Annotated in this window: 27 protein-coding genes and 1 riboswitch; of the genes, 16 read left to right on the plus strand and 11 right to left on the minus strand. The window is 63.8% G+C overall.

The genetic code is table 11. The features are described 5' to 3' along the window. On the minus strand, nt 1-186 hold a 186-nt coding region (locus COA17_RS15930; RefSeq protein WP_141397027.1), incomplete at its 3' end, for a transposase. A gap of 240 nt (nt 187-426) precedes the next feature. Here COA17_RS15930 and COA17_RS15935 point away from each other — a divergent pair. Both COA17_RS15935 and COA17_RS15940 read left to right on the plus strand, forming a co-directional pair. Beyond that, nucleotides 427-750, plus strand: coding sequence for a hypothetical protein (locus COA17_RS15935; protein ID WP_170172305.1), 324 nt, complete (start codon nt 427-429; stop codon nt 748-750). Beyond that, entirely contained in the window at nt 747-1,349 is a 603-nt protein-coding gene (locus COA17_RS15940) for a hypothetical protein (RefSeq protein ID WP_018251247.1), read from the plus strand. Before COA17_RS15935 ends, COA17_RS15940 begins: the two co-directional genes overlap by 4 nt. A gap of 19 nt (nt 1,350-1,368) precedes the next feature. Here COA17_RS15940 and COA17_RS19105 read toward each other — a convergent pair whose 3' ends face one another. Further along, entirely contained in the window at nt 1,369-2,046 is a 678-nt protein-coding gene (locus COA17_RS19105) for a hypothetical protein (protein WP_125972932.1), read from the minus strand. On the opposite strand from COA17_RS19105, the gene COA17_RS15945 reads away from it, so the two are divergent. From COA17_RS15945 to COA17_RS15985, 9 genes are all read left to right on the plus strand, one after another. Continuing rightward, on the plus strand, nt 2,021-2,392 hold the full coding sequence (locus COA17_RS15945; protein WP_018251246.1) for a TIR domain-containing protein: 372 nt from the start codon (nt 2,021-2,023) through the stop codon (nt 2,390-2,392). The two genes, COA17_RS19105 and COA17_RS15945, sit on opposite strands and share 26 nt — an antisense overlap. A gap of 13 nt (nt 2,393-2,405) precedes the next feature. Further along, on the plus strand, nt 2,406-3,395 hold the full coding sequence (locus COA17_RS15950; RefSeq protein WP_018251245.1) for a caspase family protein: 990 nt from the start codon (nt 2,406-2,408) through the stop codon (nt 3,393-3,395). Nucleotide 3,396: 1 nt separating this feature from the next. Beyond that, nucleotides 3,397-3,675 carry a hypothetical protein gene (locus tag COA17_RS15955; protein WP_018251244.1) on the plus strand — a complete coding sequence of 93 codons (279 nt, stop codon included), beginning with the start codon at nt 3,397-3,399 and terminating at the stop codon, nt 3,673-3,675. A 122-nt stretch (nt 3,676-3,797) separates the two neighbouring features. Continuing rightward, on the plus strand, nt 3,798-4,631 hold the full coding sequence (locus COA17_RS15960) for a DUF3800 domain-containing protein (protein ID WP_018251243.1): 834 nt from the start codon (nt 3,798-3,800) through the stop codon (nt 4,629-4,631). 207 nt (nt 4,632-4,838) lie between these two features. Further along, entirely contained in the window at nt 4,839-5,462 is a 624-nt protein-coding gene (locus tag COA17_RS15965; protein WP_056432825.1) for a hypothetical protein, read from the plus strand. 439 nt (nt 5,463-5,901) lie between these two features. Next, nucleotides 5,902-6,837, plus strand: coding sequence for an ArdC family protein (locus COA17_RS15970; protein ID WP_042469543.1), 936 nt, complete (start codon nt 5,902-5,904; stop codon nt 6,835-6,837). Further along, a complete protein-coding gene (locus COA17_RS15975; protein WP_018251240.1) occupies nt 6,834-7,487 on the plus strand; it encodes a hypothetical protein in 654 nt (217 codons plus the stop codon). Before COA17_RS15970 ends, COA17_RS15975 begins: the two co-directional genes overlap by 4 nt. A gap of 20 nt (nt 7,488-7,507) precedes the next feature. Further along, entirely contained in the window at nt 7,508-7,825 is a 318-nt protein-coding gene (locus COA17_RS15980) for a DUF7673 family protein (protein WP_018251239.1), read from the plus strand. Then, on the plus strand, nt 7,822-8,019 hold the full coding sequence (locus COA17_RS15985) for a hypothetical protein (protein ID WP_018251238.1): 198 nt from the start codon (nt 7,822-7,824) through the stop codon (nt 8,017-8,019). Before COA17_RS15980 ends, COA17_RS15985 begins: the two co-directional genes overlap by 4 nt. A gap of 57 nt (nt 8,020-8,076) precedes the next feature. Here COA17_RS15985 and COA17_RS15990 read toward each other — a convergent pair whose 3' ends face one another. Both COA17_RS15990 and COA17_RS15995 read right to left on the minus strand, forming a co-directional pair. Next, nucleotides 8,077-8,601, minus strand: coding sequence for a manganese efflux pump MntP (locus COA17_RS15990; RefSeq protein WP_241217812.1), 525 nt, complete (start codon nt 8,599-8,601; stop codon nt 8,077-8,079). A 43-nt stretch (nt 8,602-8,644) separates the two neighbouring features. Beyond that, nucleotides 8,645-8,815: riboswitch (yybP-ykoY riboswitch) on the minus strand. A 68-nt stretch (nt 8,816-8,883) separates the two neighbouring features. Beyond that, a complete protein-coding gene (locus COA17_RS15995; protein ID WP_007406864.1) occupies nt 8,884-9,153 on the minus strand; it encodes a metal-sensing transcriptional repressor in 270 nt (89 codons plus the stop codon). 137 nt (nt 9,154-9,290) lie between these two features. On the opposite strand from COA17_RS15995, the gene COA17_RS16000 reads away from it, so the two are divergent. Together COA17_RS16000 and COA17_RS16005 are read left to right on the plus strand one after the other, a co-directional pair. Continuing rightward, nucleotides 9,291-10,415, plus strand: coding sequence for a nickel/cobalt efflux transporter (locus COA17_RS16000; RefSeq protein WP_007406849.1), 1,125 nt, complete (start codon nt 9,291-9,293; stop codon nt 10,413-10,415). Next, nucleotides 10,415-10,606 carry a DUF1289 domain-containing protein gene (locus COA17_RS16005; protein ID WP_037569978.1) on the plus strand — a complete coding sequence of 64 codons (192 nt, stop codon included), beginning with the start codon at nt 10,415-10,417 and terminating at the stop codon, nt 10,604-10,606. The genes COA17_RS16000 and COA17_RS16005 overlap by 1 nt, the downstream gene beginning before the upstream one ends. 152 nt (nt 10,607-10,758) lie before the next feature. Here the strand turns inward: COA17_RS16005 and COA17_RS16010 are convergent, their stop codons facing one another. Continuing rightward, nucleotides 10,759-10,971: a hypothetical protein gene (locus COA17_RS16010; protein ID WP_043058994.1), complete on the minus strand. Its 213-nt coding sequence runs from the start codon at nt 10,969-10,971 to the stop codon at nt 10,759-10,761. 195 nt (nt 10,972-11,166) lie between these two features. Between COA17_RS16010 and COA17_RS16015 the strand changes: the two genes are divergently transcribed. The 3 genes from COA17_RS16015 to COA17_RS16025 are packed head-to-tail and all read left to right on the plus strand — an operon-like array spanning nt 11,167 to nt 16,810. Then, nucleotides 11,167-12,426 carry a TolC family protein gene (locus COA17_RS16015; RefSeq protein WP_007406848.1) on the plus strand — a complete coding sequence of 420 codons (1,260 nt, stop codon included), beginning with the start codon at nt 11,167-11,169 and terminating at the stop codon, nt 12,424-12,426. Beyond that, a complete protein-coding gene (locus tag COA17_RS16020; RefSeq protein ID WP_007406857.1) occupies nt 12,423-13,577 on the plus strand; it encodes an efflux RND transporter periplasmic adaptor subunit in 1,155 nt (384 codons plus the stop codon). Before COA17_RS16015 ends, COA17_RS16020 begins: the two co-directional genes overlap by 4 nt. Further along, a complete protein-coding gene (locus COA17_RS16025; RefSeq protein WP_018251231.1) occupies nt 13,574-16,810 on the plus strand; it encodes an efflux RND transporter permease subunit in 3,237 nt (1,078 codons plus the stop codon). The genes COA17_RS16020 and COA17_RS16025 overlap by 4 nt, the downstream gene beginning before the upstream one ends. A gap of 418 nt (nt 16,811-17,228) precedes the next feature. Here COA17_RS16025 and copM read toward each other — a convergent pair whose 3' ends face one another. The 6 genes from copM to COA17_RS16055 all read right to left on the minus strand — a co-directional run bounded on the left by copM (nt 17,229) and on the right by COA17_RS16055 (nt 20,079). Then, nucleotides 17,229-17,624 (minus strand): CopM family metallochaperone, encoded by a 396-nt coding sequence (gene copM / locus COA17_RS16030; RefSeq protein ID WP_050794225.1) that lies wholly within the window; start codon nt 17,622-17,624, stop codon nt 17,229-17,231. Further along, on the minus strand, nt 17,611-17,925 hold the full coding sequence (locus tag COA17_RS16035; protein WP_206379108.1) for a hypothetical protein: 315 nt from the start codon (nt 17,923-17,925) through the stop codon (nt 17,611-17,613). The genes copM and COA17_RS16035 overlap by 14 nt, the downstream gene beginning before the upstream one ends. Nucleotides 17,926-17,930: 5 nt before the next feature. Next, nucleotides 17,931-18,281, minus strand: a complete 351-nt coding sequence (locus COA17_RS16040; protein ID WP_018251229.1) for a DUF3147 family protein — start codon at nt 18,279-18,281, stop codon at nt 17,931-17,933. 245 nt (nt 18,282-18,526) lie between these two features. Next, nucleotides 18,527-19,135 (minus strand): DedA family protein, encoded by a 609-nt coding sequence (locus COA17_RS16045; RefSeq protein WP_007406854.1) that lies wholly within the window; start codon nt 19,133-19,135, stop codon nt 18,527-18,529. 12 nt (nt 19,136-19,147) lie between these two features. Next, nucleotides 19,148-19,525, minus strand: coding sequence for a hypothetical protein (locus tag COA17_RS16050; RefSeq protein ID WP_007406863.1), 378 nt, complete (start codon nt 19,523-19,525; stop codon nt 19,148-19,150). Between the two features lie 98 nt (nt 19,526-19,623). Next, nucleotides 19,624-20,079, minus strand: a complete 456-nt coding sequence (locus COA17_RS16055; RefSeq protein WP_018251228.1) for an MgtC/SapB family protein — start codon at nt 20,077-20,079, stop codon at nt 19,624-19,626. Between the last annotated feature and the right edge of the window lie 61 nt (nt 20,080-20,140).

Here is a 20,140-nt window from a genome sequence, read left to right on the forward strand (position 1 = left end):
ATTGTAGAGCGTCTTGTGCGGCCCATAGTCCTTCGGTGCATCACACCAGCGTAGCCCGTTGCGATTGACGAAAATGATGCCGCTGAGCACCCGCCGATCATCGACCCGAGGCTTGCCATGGCTCTTGGGAAAGAACGGTTGCAGACGCGCCATCTGCTCATCCGTCAGCCAGTACAGGTCGCTCATCCACTCTCTCCTCACGGAGCCTGAATCAGATCGCGCCTCCCACATCAATGGGTCCTGACCCTAGGGACGATCAAGCAGTAAGCGAGGCCTGCCGCCGGCCCGTGCTCTACTGCGCTGGCGTGTGCCACGCCGCTCCGCGGAACCCCGTCGCCGGGTTTCCGCCCGTGCGGGTGACGATCAGACTAGGCCACAAAGGGCCGCCCTCGCGGGCAGGCGTTGCTCATGCGGGGAACCGCTCCAATGCTTGAGCGCGGTTCTCCCGCCGCCGTCCTGATCGGCCGTTGGGGCATGGCGCTGTCCCTTGTCGTCGGCGCCGTCCTGGCCGGTCGCCTCATCCGTGCTTTCCCCTACCTGCTCCCCAACCGCCTTCCCGGCCTGGTCCTCTACGAGCTGGGGCCAGCGCTGATCCTCGGGGTGGCGATCGGGGCCGCCATCGCCATCACGCACGACTTGCGCCCCGGCATCCGGGCGCGGCTCGCGCTGTTCGCGCTCGCCGCGCTGGTCGCCGGCGCCGTCACGCTGGCCGTCGAGTTTGACGCAGCCTTGCAAGGACGTTGGCTATGAGGAAGCAGCAACGGTTCGTCGCCATCGAAGGGCCGGTCTCGTATATCATCGGTTTTCACGACACGACCGACGTAAGCGTGACCCAACACACGACCCACCGCGCAGACCCCGCCGTGCCCATTTCGCATCCCGGTGATACGATCCACCGGACCGGCCTGACCCGCGCGGAGACGCATACCTTCGTGAATACCTCCCGCGAGTTCGCGATGCTGTTCGAGGTCAACGGCCACACGCTCAAGCTGTGCGCGAGCGACTATATCGCCTTGGCCGTCGGCGACCGCGTTCGTGCCGTATGCGAGCCCATTCCGGACTGCCCCATGCTGGTCCGCGACTGGCATAATCAGACGCGGGGCATCCGCTTGCGCGACCTTCCCACCCCGCTCGCCAGCGTCGCGACGGAGATCTGCTTCAGCCTGATCCTGCTCGTCATCGGCTTGGGAGCGGTCTTCCTGTCGGGCGATGACGGGGACGCGCGCACCTTCACGCTGATCGGATGCGGCCTCGTCGCCTTTGCCGCGCTATGCGCCCTATCGGCCAATCGTGGCGCAGCGCGCACCGCCCGAACCCACGCCGAACTGGATCGCCTTACACGACGATGAGGTGTGCCACGTGGCACACCTATCTGCGCGGTGCGCCGCAACCTACTTCTTGGCAGGCGCCGGAGGCGGCGGCGGCGGTGGTGGGGCGACCGGAGCCCGTGGCGCCGGAACAACGCCCGTTTGAGGCTGCGACACGCCCCCCGGCGGCAACGGCGCGCGTGGCGGCGGCGCTATCCCCCTCGATCCGCCCGATCGGGATGGCGGCGGTGCTGGCGGAGGGGCTGGCTTCTCGCTCATTGATACTGACCACGTTCGCTGTGACAAAAGAGAACAAACATAGAAGAGCGGCGGGAAATGACCATAGCGCGAACCCGTTGAGACGTTCGGACCAAGCCGCTACCGGCGGGATATCGTCGTAGAGGGCAGCTCGCCGCGCATCGACCGCCTTACGCGCCGTCGCGAAGCTCACCGTCAGGGCAAGAAGCCCCAAAACATCGATCGCCCATCCGGCAACCAAGGCATACGGCCACACCGCCTTGGCAAGCGGAACCGCGCTTCCTACAAATGACACAGAAGCGGCAAATAGCGCCGTGTGTGCAAGTGCAACAAAGCTGTCGCGTGCAGCTTCGTTTTGAGCATGGGCGGTATCCAGAGCTTGCAGCTCATGCTTAAAGTCGTCGGGCGTTCGCTGATTCATTATCGAAATAGAACCATAATGGAGGATGTTGGAAATGGCTGATAAGAAAGTGCTCTTCATCGCGTTCGCCATCGAGGATGAACGGCAGCGTGACTTCCTCAAAGGGCAGTCGCTCCATCCGCGGCAGCCATTCGAGTTTATCGATATGTCGGTGAAGGAGCCATACGACAAAGACTGGAAGGATCGTGTCCGCACGCGGATCAAGCGCTCGCATGGTGTGATCGTTCTGGTCAGCAAGAACTCGGCAGCCTCGACGGGCCAGAAGTGGGAAATCCAGTGCGCCCAGGAAGAGGGCAAGCCGATCCAAGGCATCTACGCCTATAAGGATGATCGCGCCTCGATCGCGGGCGTCAGCACCGTTGCCTGGAGCGACGCCAACATCACCAACTTCATCGATTCACTCTGAGCCGGAGGCGACGGTGCGCAAGGCCCTGATCGTCGGTATCGACCATTACGAGAAAATCGGGAACCTCAGCGGGTGCGTGAACGACGCGCACTCGGTGAAGGCCATGCTCGAGCGCCACGCCGACGGCACCGTCAACTTCGCTACACCTAAGCTCCTGACCGGCACCGGTCCCGGCGATCTGGTCGATCGCGAGGAGCTGAAGGCGGCTGTCCGCGAACTCTATGCCGACGACGCGGACATCGCCCTGTTCTACTTCGCCGGGCATGGCTTCATCGAGGACACCGGCGGCTACCTCTGCACCAGCGACAGCCGCAGCGGCGACGATGGCCTGCCGCTTTCAGACATCATGACGCTCGCTGCCAATTCCGGGGCGAAGAACAAGATCATCATCCTCGATAGCTGCCATAGTGGCGCTGCCGGGGAACGTCCCACCCATCCCGCTGCGGAAATCCGCGACGGCATGACCATCCTCACAGCGTCCACCGCCGAGCAATATGCGATGGAGGTCGAAGGGGGCGGTGCCGGCGTGTTCACCAGCCTGTTCGTCGACGCGCTCGGCGGCGCCGCCGCCAACCTGCTGGGCGACGTCACGCCGGGCAGCGTCTATGCTCATATCGACCAGTCGCTTGGGCCGTGGAAGCAGCGCCCGGTGTTCAAGACGAATGTCAAAACCTTCGTGTCGCTGCGCAAGGCGGCACCCCCGATCGCGCTGACCGATCTTCAGGCGCTGGCGAAGCATTTTCCGACCGCCACTTACCAATTCCCTCTCGATCCGGCATTTGAGCCCGAGCGGTCGGAGGAGCAGAAGAACGACCCCTCCATTCCACCGCCGGACCCGGAGAAAACCGCGATATTCGCGGTGCTCCAACGGTATGTGAGGGTCAACCTCGTGCGCCCCGTCGATGCACCGCATATGTGGCACGCAGCGATGGGCAGCAAAGCCTGCGAGCTGACTGTATTGGGCGAGCATTATCGAAGTCTGGTGGAAAGCGGGCTGATCTAACATGGCAAAGCCTCTCGCCGCTGACGCCCGTAAGACCTTGGTCGAACGCCTCGCCGCGATCGAACATGAGCGCTGGTCGCATTGGCAGCGCTACATGCACGGCAAGGCGACCAAACAGGAGGACGGCTCGTTGCTGATCCCCGCCGATCTTGTCGAACGCTGGGAAAAGCAGATTGCGACCGACTATGCCGATCTTCCCGCCGATGAGCAGGAGAGCGACAAGGAGCAGGTGGAGCGATACCTGCCCATCATTGAGGACGCCTTTCGCTCAGGGGAGTAATCAGCGTCCGTTCTTGACAACACCAGGCTCATCGCTCATATCTGTTGACGGACGCGGCTCACGGGCTGCCCCAATTCCGAGGCCCACGCTTAGCGTGGGCTTTCGCGATTCTGGGGACCTGCATGCTGTATTTCGCTTATCTCGACGAGTTTGGCCACATCGGCCCGTATGTCGCGCGCGACGATCCCGCCTACAATGACAGTCCCGTTTTCGGGCTCGGGGGCATGATCCTCCCCTACTCATCCGTGCGGCAATTCTCGACCTGGTTCTACCAGCTCAAATGCAACATGCTGGCTTGGGAGATCGGGCAAAGCGGCCAGCATCCCGCGACATGGGAGAAGAAGGGCTCGGCCCTCTTCACCAGCATGAACGTCGAGAAATACCGGCAGGTTCGCACGGCGGCCAATCGCATCCTCAACAAGATCCGCGCAAGCGGCGGGCATGTCTTCTACGTTGGCCTCGAGAAGAACCGCCCCGTCGCGGAGTTTAAGGCGCAGGCGCTTTACCTCACGGTCCTGGGCGAGGCGATGAAGCGCCTCAACCAATATGCCGATCAGAACGACGCCGATATGGTCATCGTCATGGACGAGCATCAGGATCGCGACGCCATCCTGACTCGCGCGAGCCAAGCCATGTATGGTGGCCCCTCCCCCCGGCGTCGCATCATCGAGCCGCCCTTCCAAGTCGAGAGCGAACGCTACCAGACATGCCAGTGCGCCGACTGGCTATGTGGTCTGGTCGGCCGCGTCGGCGCCTATCAGGCGCGCCCCGACGAATGGGCTGACATGGCTTGGTCGCAGACCTACTTTCAGGACCGGCTCGACGCGGCATCGGTGCGAAGCTCGATCCGCCTGCAAACGGCCGCTACCGAGGTCGAAACGGTGGAAGCCCTACCCGCCGTCGTCGATACAGGTCTCGCACAGCCTGCACCGGGCAACGACGACACGCCGGCCTGACTCCGGCGGGTCAATCCGCCGGCATATCACTCGGCCGGGTCGGACGCATCGTTCCAGCGATGAAGAGGGGTGTGCCACGTGGCACAGCTACGCCAGCAAGGAACTGGTTCCCGAGCTGGGGCCGCGTTCGTCAGCTCGACGATCCAGCCACCCGTGTACGTGGGATCTATACGCCGCTTCGCAAAGCCATTCCCGTAAGGAGGACAAATGCCCGCAGGCCCTGGAACATCTTCCTCACCGCGTGAACTCGTCACCAAGGCGTTTGACTCCGCCTTCGTGATCGCCACCATATTAGCGGCCATCTATTTTGCCGGGTGGACCTACAGACAGGCCTATTTCGGCCGTTTTGCCATCGATCCGACCAATCTTGGCGGTTCGAACATTGCAGTTGCGGTGGAGGGCCTCGGTGCCATTATCACCACAACCGGCGCGTGGCTTACAGCGATCCTGCCGCTGCTGATCGTGACGGCGCTTACTTTGATTGCCGGCAAGCTCTTCGACCGCGCCAGGGCTGCATCGCATAGGCCGCCGTTTTTTGATCCTCTGACATTGTTTATGGCTCGGGTGGGGTGCGGGACCATTGTCATCCTCATTGTGGTCGCCGCTGGCCATGTTGCAGGTACGATCCGAGCGAAAGACCGCATAGGTAACATCACCCGAGGGGAGGTGTGGATTTACCATCTCGAAGGAAAGCAGGTGTCAGGTATCACGCTGGGGCAATCCAACGACATGACATGGGTTCTCACCAAAGAGGGTGTGCGGCCCCTCAAAACGGCAGAGATCCAGCTTATAGATGGCGCTCTATTCAACAGGGTTGCTACAGAACGCTAACGTCTAGGATCAGCGTGAAGCCGGGTGCGACCCTGCAAGCACCGCTCCTTTCGCTCTCTGCGCCGACCAAGCCGCCGTACCGCCGTCTCGGCCCTATTGGGTGACGATCCTCGCGTGAAAGGTGTGCCACGTGGCACACCTGATCGAAGCGCCTAGGGCGCGGCGTAAGCCCGTTCGCGCCGCTGCCCTCCCCCGGAGGCCATCCAGCGCCGGGGAACACCAAGGGCGGCTGCCCTTTCGTTCCCGAACGACAATCGACCGCCCGTGTAATCCGCCAAGCGTGGCACTCGACGCCCTGCAGGGCGTCGGCCACGCTAGGGCGGCTCGCCCGCGCCAGCGGTAGATTCTCGCCCTCCCTCCCCATCCCGTTCCTCGCCGGAAAGGCAGAGCCGGTTGCTGTTGCGACCGGCTTTCAGCCTCAGAGGAAAGGAAGACAATCATGGGACGGATCACCGACAACCGGGCCGACATCTATCAGGAAATCACCGATCAGATGATCGCCATGATCGAGGCGGGCACCCGGCCTTGGTCGAAATCGTGGAACGGCAGCACCGCACCCACCATCCCGCTGCGCTCGACGGGGGTTCCCTATCGCGGCATCAACGTCCTGACCCTTTGGGTTGCCGCCATGACGAAGGGCTATGCTTCCCCGCATTGGCTGACCTTCAAGCAGGCGCTCGCGCTCGGCGGCTGCGTCCGCAAGGGCGAGAAGGGCTCAACCGTCGTCTATGCCAACAAGATCGAGGTGAACGCCGACAGCAAGGCACAGGAGGGCGCAGAGCGAGGCGAGGATGGCAAGCGTCAGGTGGCGTTCCTCAAGCGCTACACCGTCTTCAATGCCGAGCAGATCGACGGCATCGAGGCGAAATATCCTGCCCCCTTGCCCGTCATCACCGCGACCAATCCCGACCAGCGCGACGCCGAACTGGACACGCTCTTTGCCCGCGTGCCCGTCACCCTCAAGCACTTCGGTTCCCAGCCCTATTATCAGCCGAGCGGCGATCATGTCGTCATGCCGCAGTTTGCCGACTTCCACACCAGCGACGACTATTATTCGACCCTAGCGCACGAGCTTTGCCATGCGACGGGGCACGTTGACCGCCTTGCCCGCCCCTCCCTCATTTCCACGAAGCGCGAGGACTATGCTCGCGAGGAACTGGTCGCCGAGCTTGGGGCCGCGTTCGTCAGCGCCACCATCGGCATCAAGCTCCACGATCGCGAGGACCACGCCGCCTATCTGGCGAACTGGCTTCAAGCGCTCCGCAACGACAAGAAGTGCATCTTCACCGCCGCACGGCTCGCGCAGGACGCGTCCGACTGGCTGTTGAGCCGCATGGCGGTCGAGACAGCGCCCGAACTGGAGGCGGCGGCGTGACCGCCGCCGACGATCCCGGCCCCGACGGGGGCCGGGGCGTGGCGGCGCGCATTGTCTTTGACCCGAGCGTCGCCACGGTGAGCGAGGAGGAGTTTAACGAGCTGGTCGCGATCATGCGCGATGGCCCAAATGCGAAGCCGCTGACCCCCGAAGCGCAATGGCGGCGCGACTATCACAAGGCGATGTTCCACCGCCGCCTTGTCGGCGTACAACCCGACCTGTTCGGCGGGAAGCCGGTAACGCATATGTACAAGGCCGCCCCCGGGCCAGTCAGCGACTGGAAACCGGAACCGGTCGAGGAGAAGCTGTCCCGGATCGCGCGCGATCCCCAAGCGACGTTCGGCATCGGCCGACCGGCTCTTTCGCCGGAGGAACTGGCCGTCGTCATCGACGGCGCAGCCAATTGGCTGCGGATCGCGCAGCGGGTCCGGATTGCGGGCGCTTTCGCATCCTATGACGGGCGCGCGGAACGCCGCATCGGTCGGAAAGGCGTGATCTGGCGCTTGTGCAGCCCGGTGTTTGCAGGCCACACCTATGTTTATCTCGATCCGACCGGCGCCGAGCGGGTAGAGAAGATCGTGATGGTGGAGCTGCGCGACGTCGAGCCGATCGATGATGCGCTGTTGGTCCCCGTCCCCTTCCACGCTTGAAGGAGCAGAAGCGAATAGTCATGAGCCCACCCCAACGCCGCCCCGCAATCCGGGCTGTCAGCTTCGAGGACGTTGGCGAGGCCATTGCCCGCCTGATCGTCGTCGCCGGGTCCGATACCGGCCAAGCCTCGCGTGCGGCCGACTTCCTGTTGGCATGGTGGGACGGCAGTGCATGGGGCCATTTTCCGGTCCTTCACCTCTGCAATTGCGATCCCGGCATCTCGGAAGACATGCTCATCGTCATGGCGCATCTGGCGGCCGAGCCGTCCGTCTATCCCGATGCTTGGGGCTACCGCGACGCGATGGCGGCGCTGGTCGAGCAGTGGCGGCCCGCATGACCCCGCTGCGCACCGCCATCGACATCATGACGGGCTTGCCCATCGATCGCGATACACGCCGCGCGCGGCTACTCGCCGCGCGCCGCAAGCCGGTCGGAAGCATCCCCCGGCGCGGCATCCTGTCCGGCCATTGGGATCGTGGCAATGTCGTCGGCGCGTTCCGGGGAGGACGCGGCAGCTTTATCGCGGACTAGCTGCGAAATCGCGCGCCGCTTCCCCGCCAAGCGAGCAAGCGGCGCGCTGGTTTGAGGTCAGGCGGTGAGGTGCTGGTAGAGGATCGTGCCGCCGATGAGGATGAGCGTCAGCCCGCCCAGCATCTCTGCATAGCGGCCGATATACCGTCCCGCGTGCTTGCCGAGCATGACGCCGATCGTGGCGACGACCGTGGTGATCCCGCCAATGATGAGGCACGCGGTCAGGATATTGACCTGCATGACCGCGAGACTGACACCCACCGCCGTTGCATCGATGCTGGTGGCGAGCGCGGTAACGACCAGTCGCCACACGCCGGTCTGAGCGCGCTGACCCGCGTCCACGTCGCTTTTCGTCGCTGCATGGATCATATGCCCGCCGACGCCGAAAAGCAGGAAGAAGGCTATCCAATGATCGACTGCCGCGATCCAAGTGCTCAGCGCCAGGCCGATCGCCCAGCCAATCGCCGGCGTGATCGCCTCGAAGAAGCCGAACACGGCGCCGACACGTAAGGCATCGCGCCAACGATTGCGCTGATTGGTCGCACCCTTCCCCACCGCCGCAGCGAAGGCGTCGACCGACAAGCTGGCGCCAAGAGCGCCGAGCGTTAGCAAACCCGTCATTGATATACGTCCAAGGGCCGTCAACCGAACGACGCAATCCACCTCCGGCCACGAGAGAGGTAGCGCATCGTTGGTCTCGCCGGGCAGATCAAAATCTGCTGCCATCGCCACGAACCGGAAGGTTCAAGGATGTTGACGATGGCCCCGCAACAGCGGGTAGCTACTCCCCAAGAGTGAGACGCCCGTATCCCCTGGGGGGCATATGTACAAGCCGAATCCGATCAACCCTGTCCGATTAGGCGATCACCAGTATTTGGATATCGCCCGGAACTGCTCCACCGCCACCTTTGTCCCCTCGCCCTCTTCGGCGTGAACCAAGCAGTGATCGATATGATCGTTGATGAGCGCGCGCTTGGCGCTGGCGATCGCGTTCTCCACCGCCTGAAGCTGCTGCGCGATATCGACGCACGGCCGTTGCTCTTCGATCATCCCGACGATGCTTTTCAGGTGCCCGGTCGCACGGTTGAGCCGCTTGATGATCGCGGGATGATTGGAATGATCGTAATGGGCCATGTCACCCTATAAGACAAACGGACGAACTTTGTCGAGCAACCCCCCGGGGGGATAGACTCTATCCCCATGGGGGGATATGGACCTGCCCGAACTTCACGTCCGATCGGTCGCGACCGCCGGGCTTGCCGGGACGCACCATGACCTCTTTCGCCGAACTCGTTCAACAGGGCAGCTCCAATCTCTGGCTGTTCATCCCGACCGCGCTGCTGCTCGGTGCGCTGCACGGGCTGGAGCCCGGCCATTCCAAGACCATGATGGCTGCGTTTATTATCGCAGTGCGTGGCACTGTTGGCCAAGCCGTCCTGCTCGGCCTGTGCGCGGCGCTTTCGCACACCGCGATCGTGTGGGGCATCGCGCTTGGCGGGCAATATCTCGGGCGCGGCATCAACACCGAAACGACCGAGCCTTACCTCCTGCTCGGCTCGGCCGTCATCGTTCTTGGCATCGGTCTATGGATGATTTGGCGCACGCGTGCCGATCAGAAGGCCGAAGCCGCGCACGATCACCACCACCATCACGGCGAGGACGAGATCCGCACGATCGACACCGGCCACGGCATGATGCGTCTGGAGATTTTCGAGGATGGCGTGCCGCCGCGCTGGCGGGCGAGCTTTGCCAAGGGTGGCTGGAAAGCGGCGGATGTTATCCTCACAACGGATCGCGGCGAAGGCCGTTCGCAGACATTCCGCTTCGTCGATCGGGGCGATTACATCGAAAGCGTCGAGGAGATCCCGGAACCGCACGCCTTCAACGCGCGCGTCTCGCTGGGCCACGGCGGCCACAGCCATGACTACGACCTCACATTCGCCGAACACGGGCACGATCACGGCCACGGGCATGATGGACTGAAGGTCACGGGCGACGATGCCTACATGAACGCGCATGAGCGCGCCCACGCCGCCGATATCAGCCGCCGGTTCGCCGATCGTCAGGTAACGACCGGCCAGATCGCGCTGTTCGGCCTGACGGGCGGGCTGATCCCCTGCCCCGCAGCCGTCACCGTCCTCCTGCTCTGCCTCCAGCTCAAGCGTCTCGCGCTCGGTGTCGTGCTGGTGAGCGCGTTCAGCGTCGGCCTTGCCGTGACGATGGTCAGCGCCGGCGTCATCGCATCGCTCAGCGTCACGCACATCCGCAAGCGCTGGTCAGGGTTCGGCGACTTCGCGCGCAAGGCGCCTTATGCGTCGGCGGGCCTGATGCTCGTGATCGCGGGCTACATGGCCTATTCCGGCTTGCAAGGCCTCAGTCGGATCGGCGCGATCTGATGCGATCGCCTTGCGTCGATCTATGTGGTTTCGATGCCCGCACCGGATGGTGCCGGGGGTGTGGCCGCACGCGCGACGAGGTCCGGCGTTGGCGTAACCTGCGACCTGGTGATGCACGCCGCGTCATGAGCGACCTGCCACACCGCTTGGCAAAGCTGACCGACCGTTCCGCAAAGGGGGGCACGTCCTGATGTCGTGTCTCGCCGCCAAGGCGCTGGTATAATGTCGAGCAGGCTGAAATAGCGTGAACGCTCGAATTGACCGGCAAGTGATTTCCTTGCCCCGTTTTTTGCGTCGGCTTACGCTGCAAATGATGGCGGTGCAGCGTTCCTCTGTTGCGATCCTAGGAGTCGTGTTGGCGCTGGCCGCTGTCCTCGGGCTTGTCGCAGTATCGGGATGGCATAGCGCCATGGTTCACGATCACGGCCCGGTTCAAGTCGCCATGGTCGATACCCATTCTGATGACGATCACGACCATGCGGTTATGATCGATCATGACGATCAGGCTCCGGCAAAGCAGGCCGACGGCGACGGGCCAGCTCACCTTCTTGCCCACGCCGCAGGCCACTGGGTTGCTTTCGATGGCGCGAGGGCTGCGCCGGTTGCGGCCATCGTCGCCGCTCGCGTGTGGTCGATATTAACTCCATCGCTCCCCAGCGGGATCGACCCATCTAAGCTTCTGCGTCCGCCTCGCGGTTGAGTCTCGCCGACGCCGCGCGCGTCGACTGACTACCCTAGAGGATCATGCACTATGAACGGCAGTTTTCGCCGGTCGCGCACCGTTGCGCTGACCGGCGCCTTTGCGGCGCTATCGCCCGTAGGTGCGGCGTGGTCGCAGACCGCACCCCCCTTTGCACAGCTTCTAAATCAGACGCGTGATGTGCCGCGCGTCCTGGCGCTAGAAGCAGACGTCGCCCGAGCACGCGGCTTGGCATTACAAGCGCGCGCCCGACCGAACCCCTCGATCAATGTCTATGCAGAGAATTTCGTGGGCGACCACGATCGCAATGCGCGCAATCAACAACAGACGACTTTCCAGGTCGATCAGCCTGTCGAACTGGGCGGCAAGCGATCCGCTCGGATCGCCGCCGGTGAAGCCGGGATCGTTGCGGCAAAGGCGCGCGATCGTGACGGCCGTCTCGTCTTTGCGACTGAGCTGGCGCGCGCTTATGCTGGTGCCGAAATCGCCGATCGTCGCATCACCATCGCCGAAGAAGAGGTTAAACAGGCGACCGATGTCTTGAGGGTTGCCCGCGCTTTGGTCGGCGCCGGCAAGGAAGCCCGTCTCCGGCAAGTGCAGGCCGAAACCGAACTGAACACGCTTCAGGCCGACCTCGAAAACGCGCGCGCTTTCAAGACGGTCGCGCTGGCACGTCTTTCGGCGCTCGCCGGTATGACCACCCCCTTCACCGGTCTTTCGGAGTCACTCCTCGATCGGCTCGATGCCAAGCCGGCTTTCGGTCCCATTGACGCGATGCAGGCGACGACGGTGCGGGTCGCGGAAGCCGAACAAGACGCCGCTGCGCGGGCGGTGACGGTGCAACAGCGCCTCGCCATTCCGAACGTCACTGCGCAGCTTGGAGTGCGTCAACTCCGCGTCGCGAGCGGCCCTGCCCTAGTCGCCGGCATATCGGTCCCGCTCCCCTTCTTCGATCGCAACCAGGGCAACATCGCGGCGGCACGCGCTGAGCTGCAAGGAGCAGAAGCGCGCGCCGCCGCGGCCCGGCTCGAAGCCGAGGCCGGGACACGCGCCGGTCTAGCGCTGGTCGAGGCAGCCGACGCTCGTGCCGCTGCCGCGCAGCGGACTTTGACAACCGCCGAAGAAGGCTACCGCCTCGCCCGCATCGCTTACGAGGCAGGTAAAAGCCCGCTGATCGAACTGCTCGCCGCACGTCAAAATCTCGGAGTCGCCCGCGGCCTCATCCTCGATGCCGCCGCAGCGCGCCTCGACGCCCGCGCCAATCTCGCCCGTCTGCAGGGCCTCACCATCACCGGAGAAGCGGTGCAATGACCGATAAAACTCGCCTCTACACCGGCGCCGCCATTGGCCTGGTCGCTGCCGCCGCGCTTGGATTCGGCGCTGCGCGCCTCACCCAATCGCCCGCCCCTGCCCCTGCTCCTACGGAGGCCGCAGCGCCAGCCAAGCCGTCGAACACGGTCGCGATGACGCAGCAGGCACTTTCGGCATCGCAGATCACTGTAGCCCCGGCGGCCTCCGGCGAGCTGGACGCCGCGATCCTTGCCTCCGCTACGGTCGAGGCGACGCCCGACGCCGAGGCGGTGCTGACCGCGCGCGCACCGGGCACGGTCAGCCGTATCATGGTCCGCATCGGCGATCTTGTGCGAGCCGGCCAGACGCTCGCTCTGGTCGAGAGCCGCGATGCTTCGCAGATCGCAGCCGATCGCTCGGCCGCGTCCGCGCGCGTCACTCTCGCCGCTCGCCAGCTCGAACGCGAACGCGGTTTGCTTGCCCAGGGCGTCACCCCCCGCGCTGACTATGAAGCCGCACAAGCCAATCTGGCGGTCGCCCAGGCCGATGCCCGGCGCGCTAGCGCCGCCGCAGGCGCTGCCCGCGTATCAGGTGACGGCCGATCGGTTGCGGTCGTCAGCCCCGTCTCGGGGCGCGTCACCAATGCTGGTGCCAATCTCGGCCAGTTCGTCGCGGCTGAAACCGAGCTGTTCCGCGTCGCCGACCCGCGCCGGCTTCAGATCACGGCTAGCGTTCCCCCCGCCGATGCAGGCCGGGTCCGAGAAGGTGACAGGGTGGAGTTGACCACCACCGATGGCCGCAAGATCGAGGGCCGCGTACGTTCGTCGACCGGCGTCGTCGATCCGCAATCGCGGACCGCGACCGTCGTCATCACGCCGACCTCTGGCGGCAGCACACTCGCCCCGGGCCAGCTTGTGCAGGCTCGTATCCTCGCCAGCGGCGGGGCCGCCAAGAGTGGCGTGATGGTGCCGCAAGACGCGGTGCAGACGCTTGGCAGCGATACCGTAGTGTTCGTCCGCACCGGCCAAGGCTTCCGCGCACAGCCGGTTCAGGTCGGCAGCCGATCAGGCGGGATGGTGGCGATCACCGGCGGCCTCGCCGCCGGCACGCAGATCGCCACCACCAACGCTTTTCTCCTCAAAGCGGAGATCGAGAAGGAGTCGGCGGAATGATCGGCCGCATCCTCTCCCTTTCGGTCCGGATGCGATGGCTTGTCGCCGTCCTGACCCTCGTCGTCATTGGCTTTGGTTTATGGCAGATCACCAAGCTGCCGATTGACGCTGTGCCCGACGTCACCAACCGACAGGTCCAGATCAGCACATTCGCCCCGACGCTTGGGCCGGTCGACATCGAAAAGCAGGTGACGTTCCCGGTGGAAACGGCGCTGGCCGGAATCCCAGGGCTTGAGATGACCCGCTCCATCTCGCGCAACGGCTTCAGCCAGGTAACGGCGGTCTTCACCGACCGCACCGACATTTACTTCGCGCGCCAGCAGGTGACGGAACGGCTCGCACAATCGCGCGACAGCCTGCCTTCCAACGCGCAGCCGATCCTAGCACCGCTCAGCACCGGGCTCGGCGAGATTTTCTTCTATTCGGTCGCCTTCCGTCACCCCGACGGCAAGGGCTTGAAGACGGTCGATGGGAAGCCGGGCTGGCAGTCGGACGGCAGCTATCTCACGCCCGAGGGCGAACGCCTGACCACCGAGCTGGCGAAGGCGGCATATCTCCGCACGGTGCAGGATTGGATCATCCGCCCACAGATGCGCGCCGTGCGCGGCGTCGCCGGGGTTGATTCCAACGGCGGCTATGTGAAGCAATATCTGATCGAGCCAAACCTGAACGCGCTCGTTAGCTATGGGCTGTCGGTGACGGAGTTGGCGGACGCGATGGAGCGGGCCAATCTCTCTGCCGGCTCCAATTACGTCCGCCGTGCCGGCGAGAGCTTCCTTGTCCGCGCCGATGCTCGCCTCAAATCGATCGATGACATTCAGGAAGCCGTCGTGGCAACCCGGAACGGCGTTCCCATCCGCGTCAAGGACGTGGGCCAGGTCGTGATCGGCGGTGCGGTCCGCACCGGATCCGGCAGTCGCATGGGATCGGAAGCGGTCATCTCGACCGTGCTGATGCTGGTGGGCGACAACAGCCGCATCGTCGCGACCGATGCCGCCGAGAAGCTGACGCAGATCAACAAGGCGCTGCCGCCCGACGTGTTCGCCGAGCCGGTCTACAACCGGTCCAAGCTGGTCAACGCGACGATCGCGACGGTCGAAAAGAACCTCACAGAAGGCGCGCTGCTCGTCATCGTCGTGCTGTTCCTGCTGCTCGGCAACATCCGCGCCGCGCTCATCACCGCTGCGGTCATCCCGATCACTATGCTGATGACGGCCGCCGGCATGAACGGGCTGGGCGTATCGGGCAACCTGATGAGCCTTGGAGCGCTCGACTTCGGGCTGATCGTCGACGGCGCCGTCATCATCGTCGAGAATGCGCTTCGCCGCCTCGCCGAGCGCCAGGAGCATGAAGGCCGGCTTCTCACCCGCGACGAGCGGATGGAGGAAACGACACTCGCGGCCAAGGAGATGGTGCGGCCGACCGTTTATGGTCAGCTCATCATCTTCCTCGTCTTCGTGCCGCTGCTCACCTTCCAGGGCGTTGAGGGCAAGACGTTCGCGCCGATGGCGATCACGTTGATGGTGGCGCTCGCCTCCGCTTTCGTCCTGTCGCTGACCTTCGTTCCCGCGATGATCGCGATCGTCGTCAAGGGCCGGGTCAGCGAGACGGAAGTGAAGCCGATCCGCTGGTTCAAGGAACGCTACGCCCCCGTGCTGGGCAGGGGCGTAGCTCGGCCGATGCCCTTCATTCTGGGCGGTGTCGGCGTGTTCGTCGCGGCAGTGCTGAGCTTTGGCTTGCTCGGCGAGGAGTTCATGCCGCAGCTCGACGAGAAGGACATAACCGTCACCAACTTCCGCGTGCCATCGGCGTCGATCGATCAGTCGACACAGATGCAGCTTCAGATCGAGAATGCATTGAAGACGCTGCCGGAGGTGGCGCTGGTCTTCTCTAAGAACGGCAACGCCGATCTCGGCACCGATCCGATGCCGCCCAATGCGTCGGATACCTATGTGATTCCAAAGCCAGAGGACGAGTGGCCGGCGGAGGTTAAGAGCAAGGAGGACATCCTTCGCCGCATCGAGGAGCGGATGAAACCGCTGATCGGCAACCGAACAGAGATTCAGCAACCGATCCAGATGCGCTTCAACGAGCTGATCGCCGGCGTTCGCGCCGACGTCGCGATCAAACTCTACGGCGATGACCTCGACGCGATGAGCGAACAGGCGCGGCGCATCGCTTCCGTCATGCGCACCATCCCGGGCGCTGGTGACGTGAGTGCCGAACAGACGTCCGGCGCGCCGACCTTCGACGTGCAGATCGATCGGCAAGCGGCGGGCCGTTATGGCCTGTCGGTTGAGGAGGTGGCGAACACGGTCTCGGCTGCGCTTGGCGGGCGCGAGGCCGGGTTGTTGTTCGAGGGAGACCGGCGGTTCGACGTCGTGGTCCGCCTCCCCGATGCGCAACGGGATGACCTTGAGACACTGGGGTCGATCCCGGTGATGCTGCCCACTGCCGAGGGTCAGGTGGCGCGCTCGATCCCGCTCAGCCAGGTCGCCCGGTTCAACTACACGCAGGGGTTGAACCAGGTTAGTCGCGAGAATGGCAAGCGGATGGTGGTCGTGCAGATCAACGTCCGCGGGCGCGATCTTGGCGGGTTCGTCGACGAAGCACAGGCGAGGATCGGCCAGATGCAGCTTCCCGCCGGCATGTATACTGAGTGGGGCGGCACCTTCGAGAGCCTGCAATCGGCTCGGTTGCGCCTGCTGATCGTCGTGCCGATCTGCTTTATCGCGATCTATGCCCTGCTCTACATGGCGCTCGGCAGCTTCGTGTCGGCGGCGATCGTGTTCTCGGCGGTGCCGATGGCGCTCGCAGGGGGCGTGTTTGCGCTGCTGCTGCGCGGTATCCCCTTCTCGATCACCGCAGCGGTCGGGTTCATAGCCCTATCGGGCGTTGCCGTCCTCAACGGCCTCGTGATGATGAGTGCGATCGGAAAGTATCGCGAAGACGGTGCGGCCGACGACGATGCGATCGTGGGCGGCGCAATGGAGCGCGTCCGTCCGGTGCTGATGACCGCGCTGGTCGCGTCTCTTGGCTTCGTGCCGATGGCGCTTGCGACCGGCACAGGAGCAGAAGTGCAACGCCCACTCGCAACGGTCGTCATCGGGGGGCTTATAACATCGACAATCCTGACCCTTCTTGTCCTGCCAGCCATCACAGCGTTGTCCATGCGATTGAGAGGCTCAAAGGCACAAGGTTCGACTGTCGGCACCACAAAGGCCCAGATTTGAGTCTACATGCGCACGTTCTGGTATCGTTGACCGGCATCAAGTTCAGTGTCGGTTCAAGTAGAAGCCCTAATATCAAATACGCCGTCGTTCGATCCTATCGTCCGATGGTAGGAGAGTAGACATGCGTAAGACATTTTGGATTGCAGCGGGGCTGCTGGCTTCGTTGGTCCCTGGTACTGCGATGGCGCAGCACCATGGTGGCCGTCATTCCACAGGTCATGGTAGCTACGGCGGACATGGACGTGTGGTCGTGTCAAATCACGGCTATGGCTATGCGCAGCCCTATTATGGTGGCGGCTATTATGCCGACTCTCCGCGATACCAGTCTCGCCACTACGTGCGCGATCGGCACTATGATCGTCATTCCCGTCCGAGGCATTACCGCCGCCATCATTGACGGCGGTAAGGCTTCGGGCCGCTACTTGCGGGTTTCGCGCCGGGCAAGCCACGCCCGCATCTCGGCGATCTCGCGCCGCTGCGTCGCCACTACTTCGGCTGCAAGCCGGCGAACAGCGGGATCGCGCCCGTACCTCAATTCTATCTCGGCCATCGCGATCGCGCCTTCATGATGGGGGATCATCGCGCGCATGAAGTCGGCGTCGGCATCACCAGTGAAGGCCACGTCCATAGCGCCATGCATCTTGGCGTTCGCGGCCCGGTAGGCTCTGGTTGCGGGCGTGTCGGCCCGCTTTCCCGCATCAGCTCCCCGGGTCACGCTCGTACCGTGTTGAGCGTGCTGTGCGCTCGCAGCAGGTGGCGTCAGTCCAGCGGCCGTTGCGACCATCAGCGCGAGCGTGCCGTTAATTCCGATCATCACGTTCCTTCTCCAGTGTAGCATCATGTCCGCGCTGGCGTCCGGCTCTGGCCGGAGGTTGCCGGCGCGCAGCCGCATCGAGCTCGGCCACGGCCTGGGCCGCGGCCTCGCAGTCGCTGCCGGTTTCCTGGCCCCGCTCGCAGCGGGTGACAACCAGCCTCGCCTCTTCCGCGTGGAAACGGAAATAGCCAGCATCCCGTGGTTTAATCAGTCCGCATCCAGTCAGAGCGATGGTCGCGACAGCGGCAATGAGCGCGCGTTCCTTGAGGTTTGTCATTCTGTTCACCCGCTCGTTGTTCATGGAAATCACAAAGCGATGCCAAAGCGCCGGAGTGCGAGAACCATCGCGATATAGAGCAGGACGGTCAGGCAGCATCCGGCGGCCAAGGCTGGCCAAAAGCCAATTCCGTGACGCAAAAGGACTGGTATCAGTAGGAATAGCGGCAGCGAGGGGAGTACGAACCAGAAGGTCGCCTGCGCATGGGCCGCCATGTTCATCGCATCAGGCCGGTCGTGCCACAGCCATATCATGCCAAGGACCGAGACGACCGGTAGCGACGCAATCAGCGCTCCGAACCCGGGATAGCGCTTCGCCACTTCCGACGCTGCCGCGATTAGTATGCCCGAGACGATGGCCTTGACTGCAAGATAGTACATAGGATGCTTCGCTTACCTTGTGGCGGTGGATCTTGATGATGCGGCCCAGCGCCACTTCCCCCCGTTGCGACGCCATGCGCGAAACCCGATGCGGTAAAGCCTCCCGATCCACTTGATGAGAATGAACGTGGTTCCTCGCGGGACCAGGCCAAGGGCACTGGCGTAGCGCGTGACGAAGACCAGCATCGAAGCTGCCGTAAGCCAAAGTCCGGCGGGAAAAACGGGAGACGAGCCATTGACATTCATCAATGGCGATCCCCGGATCGCCCGAAGGTCGCGACCCGCCAGAGATACCAAATGACGGCCAGCAAGAGCACGGCGTTGCTGACCGGTTCGATGACGCTCGCCACCTGATTATAGCGTTCGCCCAGCTCGTAGCCGGCTAGCACGAGGATCACGGTCCATATTGCCGAGCCGGCAAGCGTGGAAAGCAGGAACGGACCGAGGGGCATTCCGCTGACCCCTGCTGGCACCGAAATCAACGTCCGGACTCCCGGGACCATTCGTCCGAACAGAACCGCCCAACGGCCATAGCGGTCGAACCAGCGATCGACATGATCGATCTCGTCCGCCGTCAACGTCAGCCATCGACCGTGGCGAGAAGCAAAGCGCTTCAACCGATCGATGCCGATCCAGCGCCCGACATAGTACCATAGGATCGCTCCTGCGGCCGATCCGAGGGTGCCAGCGATAACGACCACCCACAGCGAGCCGCGCCCCTGCGCGGCCGTGTAGCCCGCAAGGGGCAGGATCACTTCCGATGGAATCGGCGGAAAGACGTTCTCGGCCAGCATCAGCAGGAAGACGCCAAAGCCGCCGAGTGCCGATAGGATCGATGTTATGATGTCGAACACAAGACAGCCTCGTCAGATGATCCAATAGAAGATGGCGCAGAACACGAGGATGAGGGCGAGGACCGATCCTACGATCGCGTTTTCCAGTCGCGGGCACTCGACGTTCCTGATCCGCGCGGCGACCTGCCAAGCGGGGCGGATCGGACACCGCCACGACCCAGCGACAATTCGATCCAATTCCGCGTCCGACAGCCCGAAGAATGCTTTGGCTTCACGGCGCGATCGACCCGCCAGCCCCATCACACGCAGCACCACATCGTCCCATGCGACATCGATCGCGCTCGGCCGATCGATCATCGGGCCGCGCGCGTCACCGCCTGCCCAAGAGGGAGGCAGCAGGCCGATGATCTGGTGAGGATTGCGCTCCAACAGCGTCGCCCAGCGCAGCAAGCGGTGTTGGCGGTCCCGCGCCGGGATAGTCCGCGCCGGCGCCCAACGTCGGGTGAGGGCTTGCACTGGATGTGTCCATCGGCTCGCCTGAGAGGTCGTCATGGACTTGCCGGAGTACAGGCGTCGCCATTGGTAGCGCGCTTGAGCGGACGAGAACAGCGCAGGGTCAGGAAGGTGGTGCAGCTCAGGATGAAGGCGATATCGTATAGGCCGTAGCCGACGGCCGCCCCGAGCGCGCCAGTCGCCCACAGGCTGGCCGCTGTTGCCGTACCCGAGGCTTTGCTACCCTTCTTCAGGATCGCGCCGCCCCCAATGAAACCGACGCCTGTAATCAGACCTTCGAGCAACCTGGCCTGCGCCGGGGACGTGCGGCCGAGGATCGCGATGCCTACCAGCACGAAGCCGCAACTGGCGATGGCAACCAACGGGAATGTGCGGATGCCTGCGCTACGGGCGTCCTTCTCGCGATCCCAGCCAACCGGAAGGGCAAGCGCGTAGGCGACGGCGAGACTGATGATATGGGTGGTTATCTCCCACCATGAGCTTTGAAACATGCCGGCCTGCCTGTTCTACGCGATCGCTCCAAATCGGAGGTTAAAAACGAATGTTGGGCCG

It is taken from the genome of Sphingomonas ginsenosidimutans (genome assembly GCF_002374835.1).
Taxonomy (GTDB): Bacteria; Pseudomonadota; Alphaproteobacteria; order Sphingomonadales; family Sphingomonadaceae; genus Sphingomonas; species Sphingomonas ginsenosidimutans.

What these genes read in the sequence shown, in the direction of transcription:
- COA17_RS15935 (WP_170172305.1), top strand. Translation starts at nt 427, where the DNA reads ATGCTTGAGCGCGGTTCTCCCGCCGCCGTCCTGATCGGCCGTTGGGGC.
- COA17_RS15940 (WP_018251247.1), top strand. Translation starts at nt 747, where the DNA reads ATGAGGAAGCAGCAACGGTTCGTCGCCATCGAAGGGCCGGTCTCGTAT.
- COA17_RS15945 (WP_018251246.1), top strand. Translation starts at nt 2,021, where the DNA reads ATGGCTGATAAGAAAGTGCTCTTCATCGCGTTCGCCATCGAGGATGAA.
- COA17_RS19105 (WP_125972932.1), bottom strand. Translation starts at nt 2,046, where the DNA reads ATGAAGAGCACTTTCTTATCAGCCATTTCCAACATCCTCCATTATGGT.
- COA17_RS15955 (WP_018251244.1), top strand. Translation starts at nt 3,397, where the DNA reads ATGGCAAAGCCTCTCGCCGCTGACGCCCGTAAGACCTTGGTCGAACGC.
- COA17_RS15960 (WP_018251243.1), top strand. Translation starts at nt 3,798, where the DNA reads ATGCTGTATTTCGCTTATCTCGACGAGTTTGGCCACATCGGCCCGTAT.
- COA17_RS15965 (WP_056432825.1), top strand. Translation starts at nt 4,839, where the DNA reads ATGCCCGCAGGCCCTGGAACATCTTCCTCACCGCGTGAACTCGTCACC.
- COA17_RS15970 (WP_042469543.1), top strand. Translation starts at nt 5,902, where the DNA reads ATGGGACGGATCACCGACAACCGGGCCGACATCTATCAGGAAATCACC.
- COA17_RS15980 (WP_018251239.1), top strand. Translation starts at nt 7,508, where the DNA reads ATGAGCCCACCCCAACGCCGCCCCGCAATCCGGGCTGTCAGCTTCGAG.
- COA17_RS15985 (WP_018251238.1), top strand. Translation starts at nt 7,822, where the DNA reads ATGACCCCGCTGCGCACCGCCATCGACATCATGACGGGCTTGCCCATC.
- COA17_RS15995 (WP_007406864.1), bottom strand. Translation starts at nt 9,153, where the DNA reads ATGGCCCATTACGATCATTCCAATCATCCCGCGATCATCAAGCGGCTC.
- COA17_RS16000 (WP_007406849.1), top strand. Translation starts at nt 9,291, where the DNA reads ATGACCTCTTTCGCCGAACTCGTTCAACAGGGCAGCTCCAATCTCTGG.
- COA17_RS16005 (WP_037569978.1), top strand. Translation starts at nt 10,415, where the DNA reads ATGCGATCGCCTTGCGTCGATCTATGTGGTTTCGATGCCCGCACCGGA.
- COA17_RS16015 (WP_007406848.1), top strand. Translation starts at nt 11,167, where the DNA reads ATGAACGGCAGTTTTCGCCGGTCGCGCACCGTTGCGCTGACCGGCGCC.
- COA17_RS16020 (WP_007406857.1), top strand. Translation starts at nt 12,423, where the DNA reads ATGACCGATAAAACTCGCCTCTACACCGGCGCCGCCATTGGCCTGGTC.
- COA17_RS16025 (WP_018251231.1), top strand. Translation starts at nt 13,574, where the DNA reads ATGATCGGCCGCATCCTCTCCCTTTCGGTCCGGATGCGATGGCTTGTC.
- copM (WP_050794225.1), bottom strand. Translation starts at nt 17,624, where the DNA reads ATGATCGGAATTAACGGCACGCTCGCGCTGATGGTCGCAACGGCCGCT.
- COA17_RS16035 (WP_206379108.1), bottom strand. Translation starts at nt 17,925, where the DNA reads ATGAACAACGAGCGGGTGAACAGAATGACAAACCTCAAGGAACGCGCG.
- COA17_RS16040 (WP_018251229.1), bottom strand. Translation starts at nt 18,281, where the DNA reads ATGTACTATCTTGCAGTCAAGGCCATCGTCTCGGGCATACTAATCGCG.
- COA17_RS16055 (WP_018251228.1), bottom strand. Translation starts at nt 20,079, where the DNA reads ATGTTTCAAAGCTCATGGTGGGAGATAACCACCCATATCATCAGTCTC.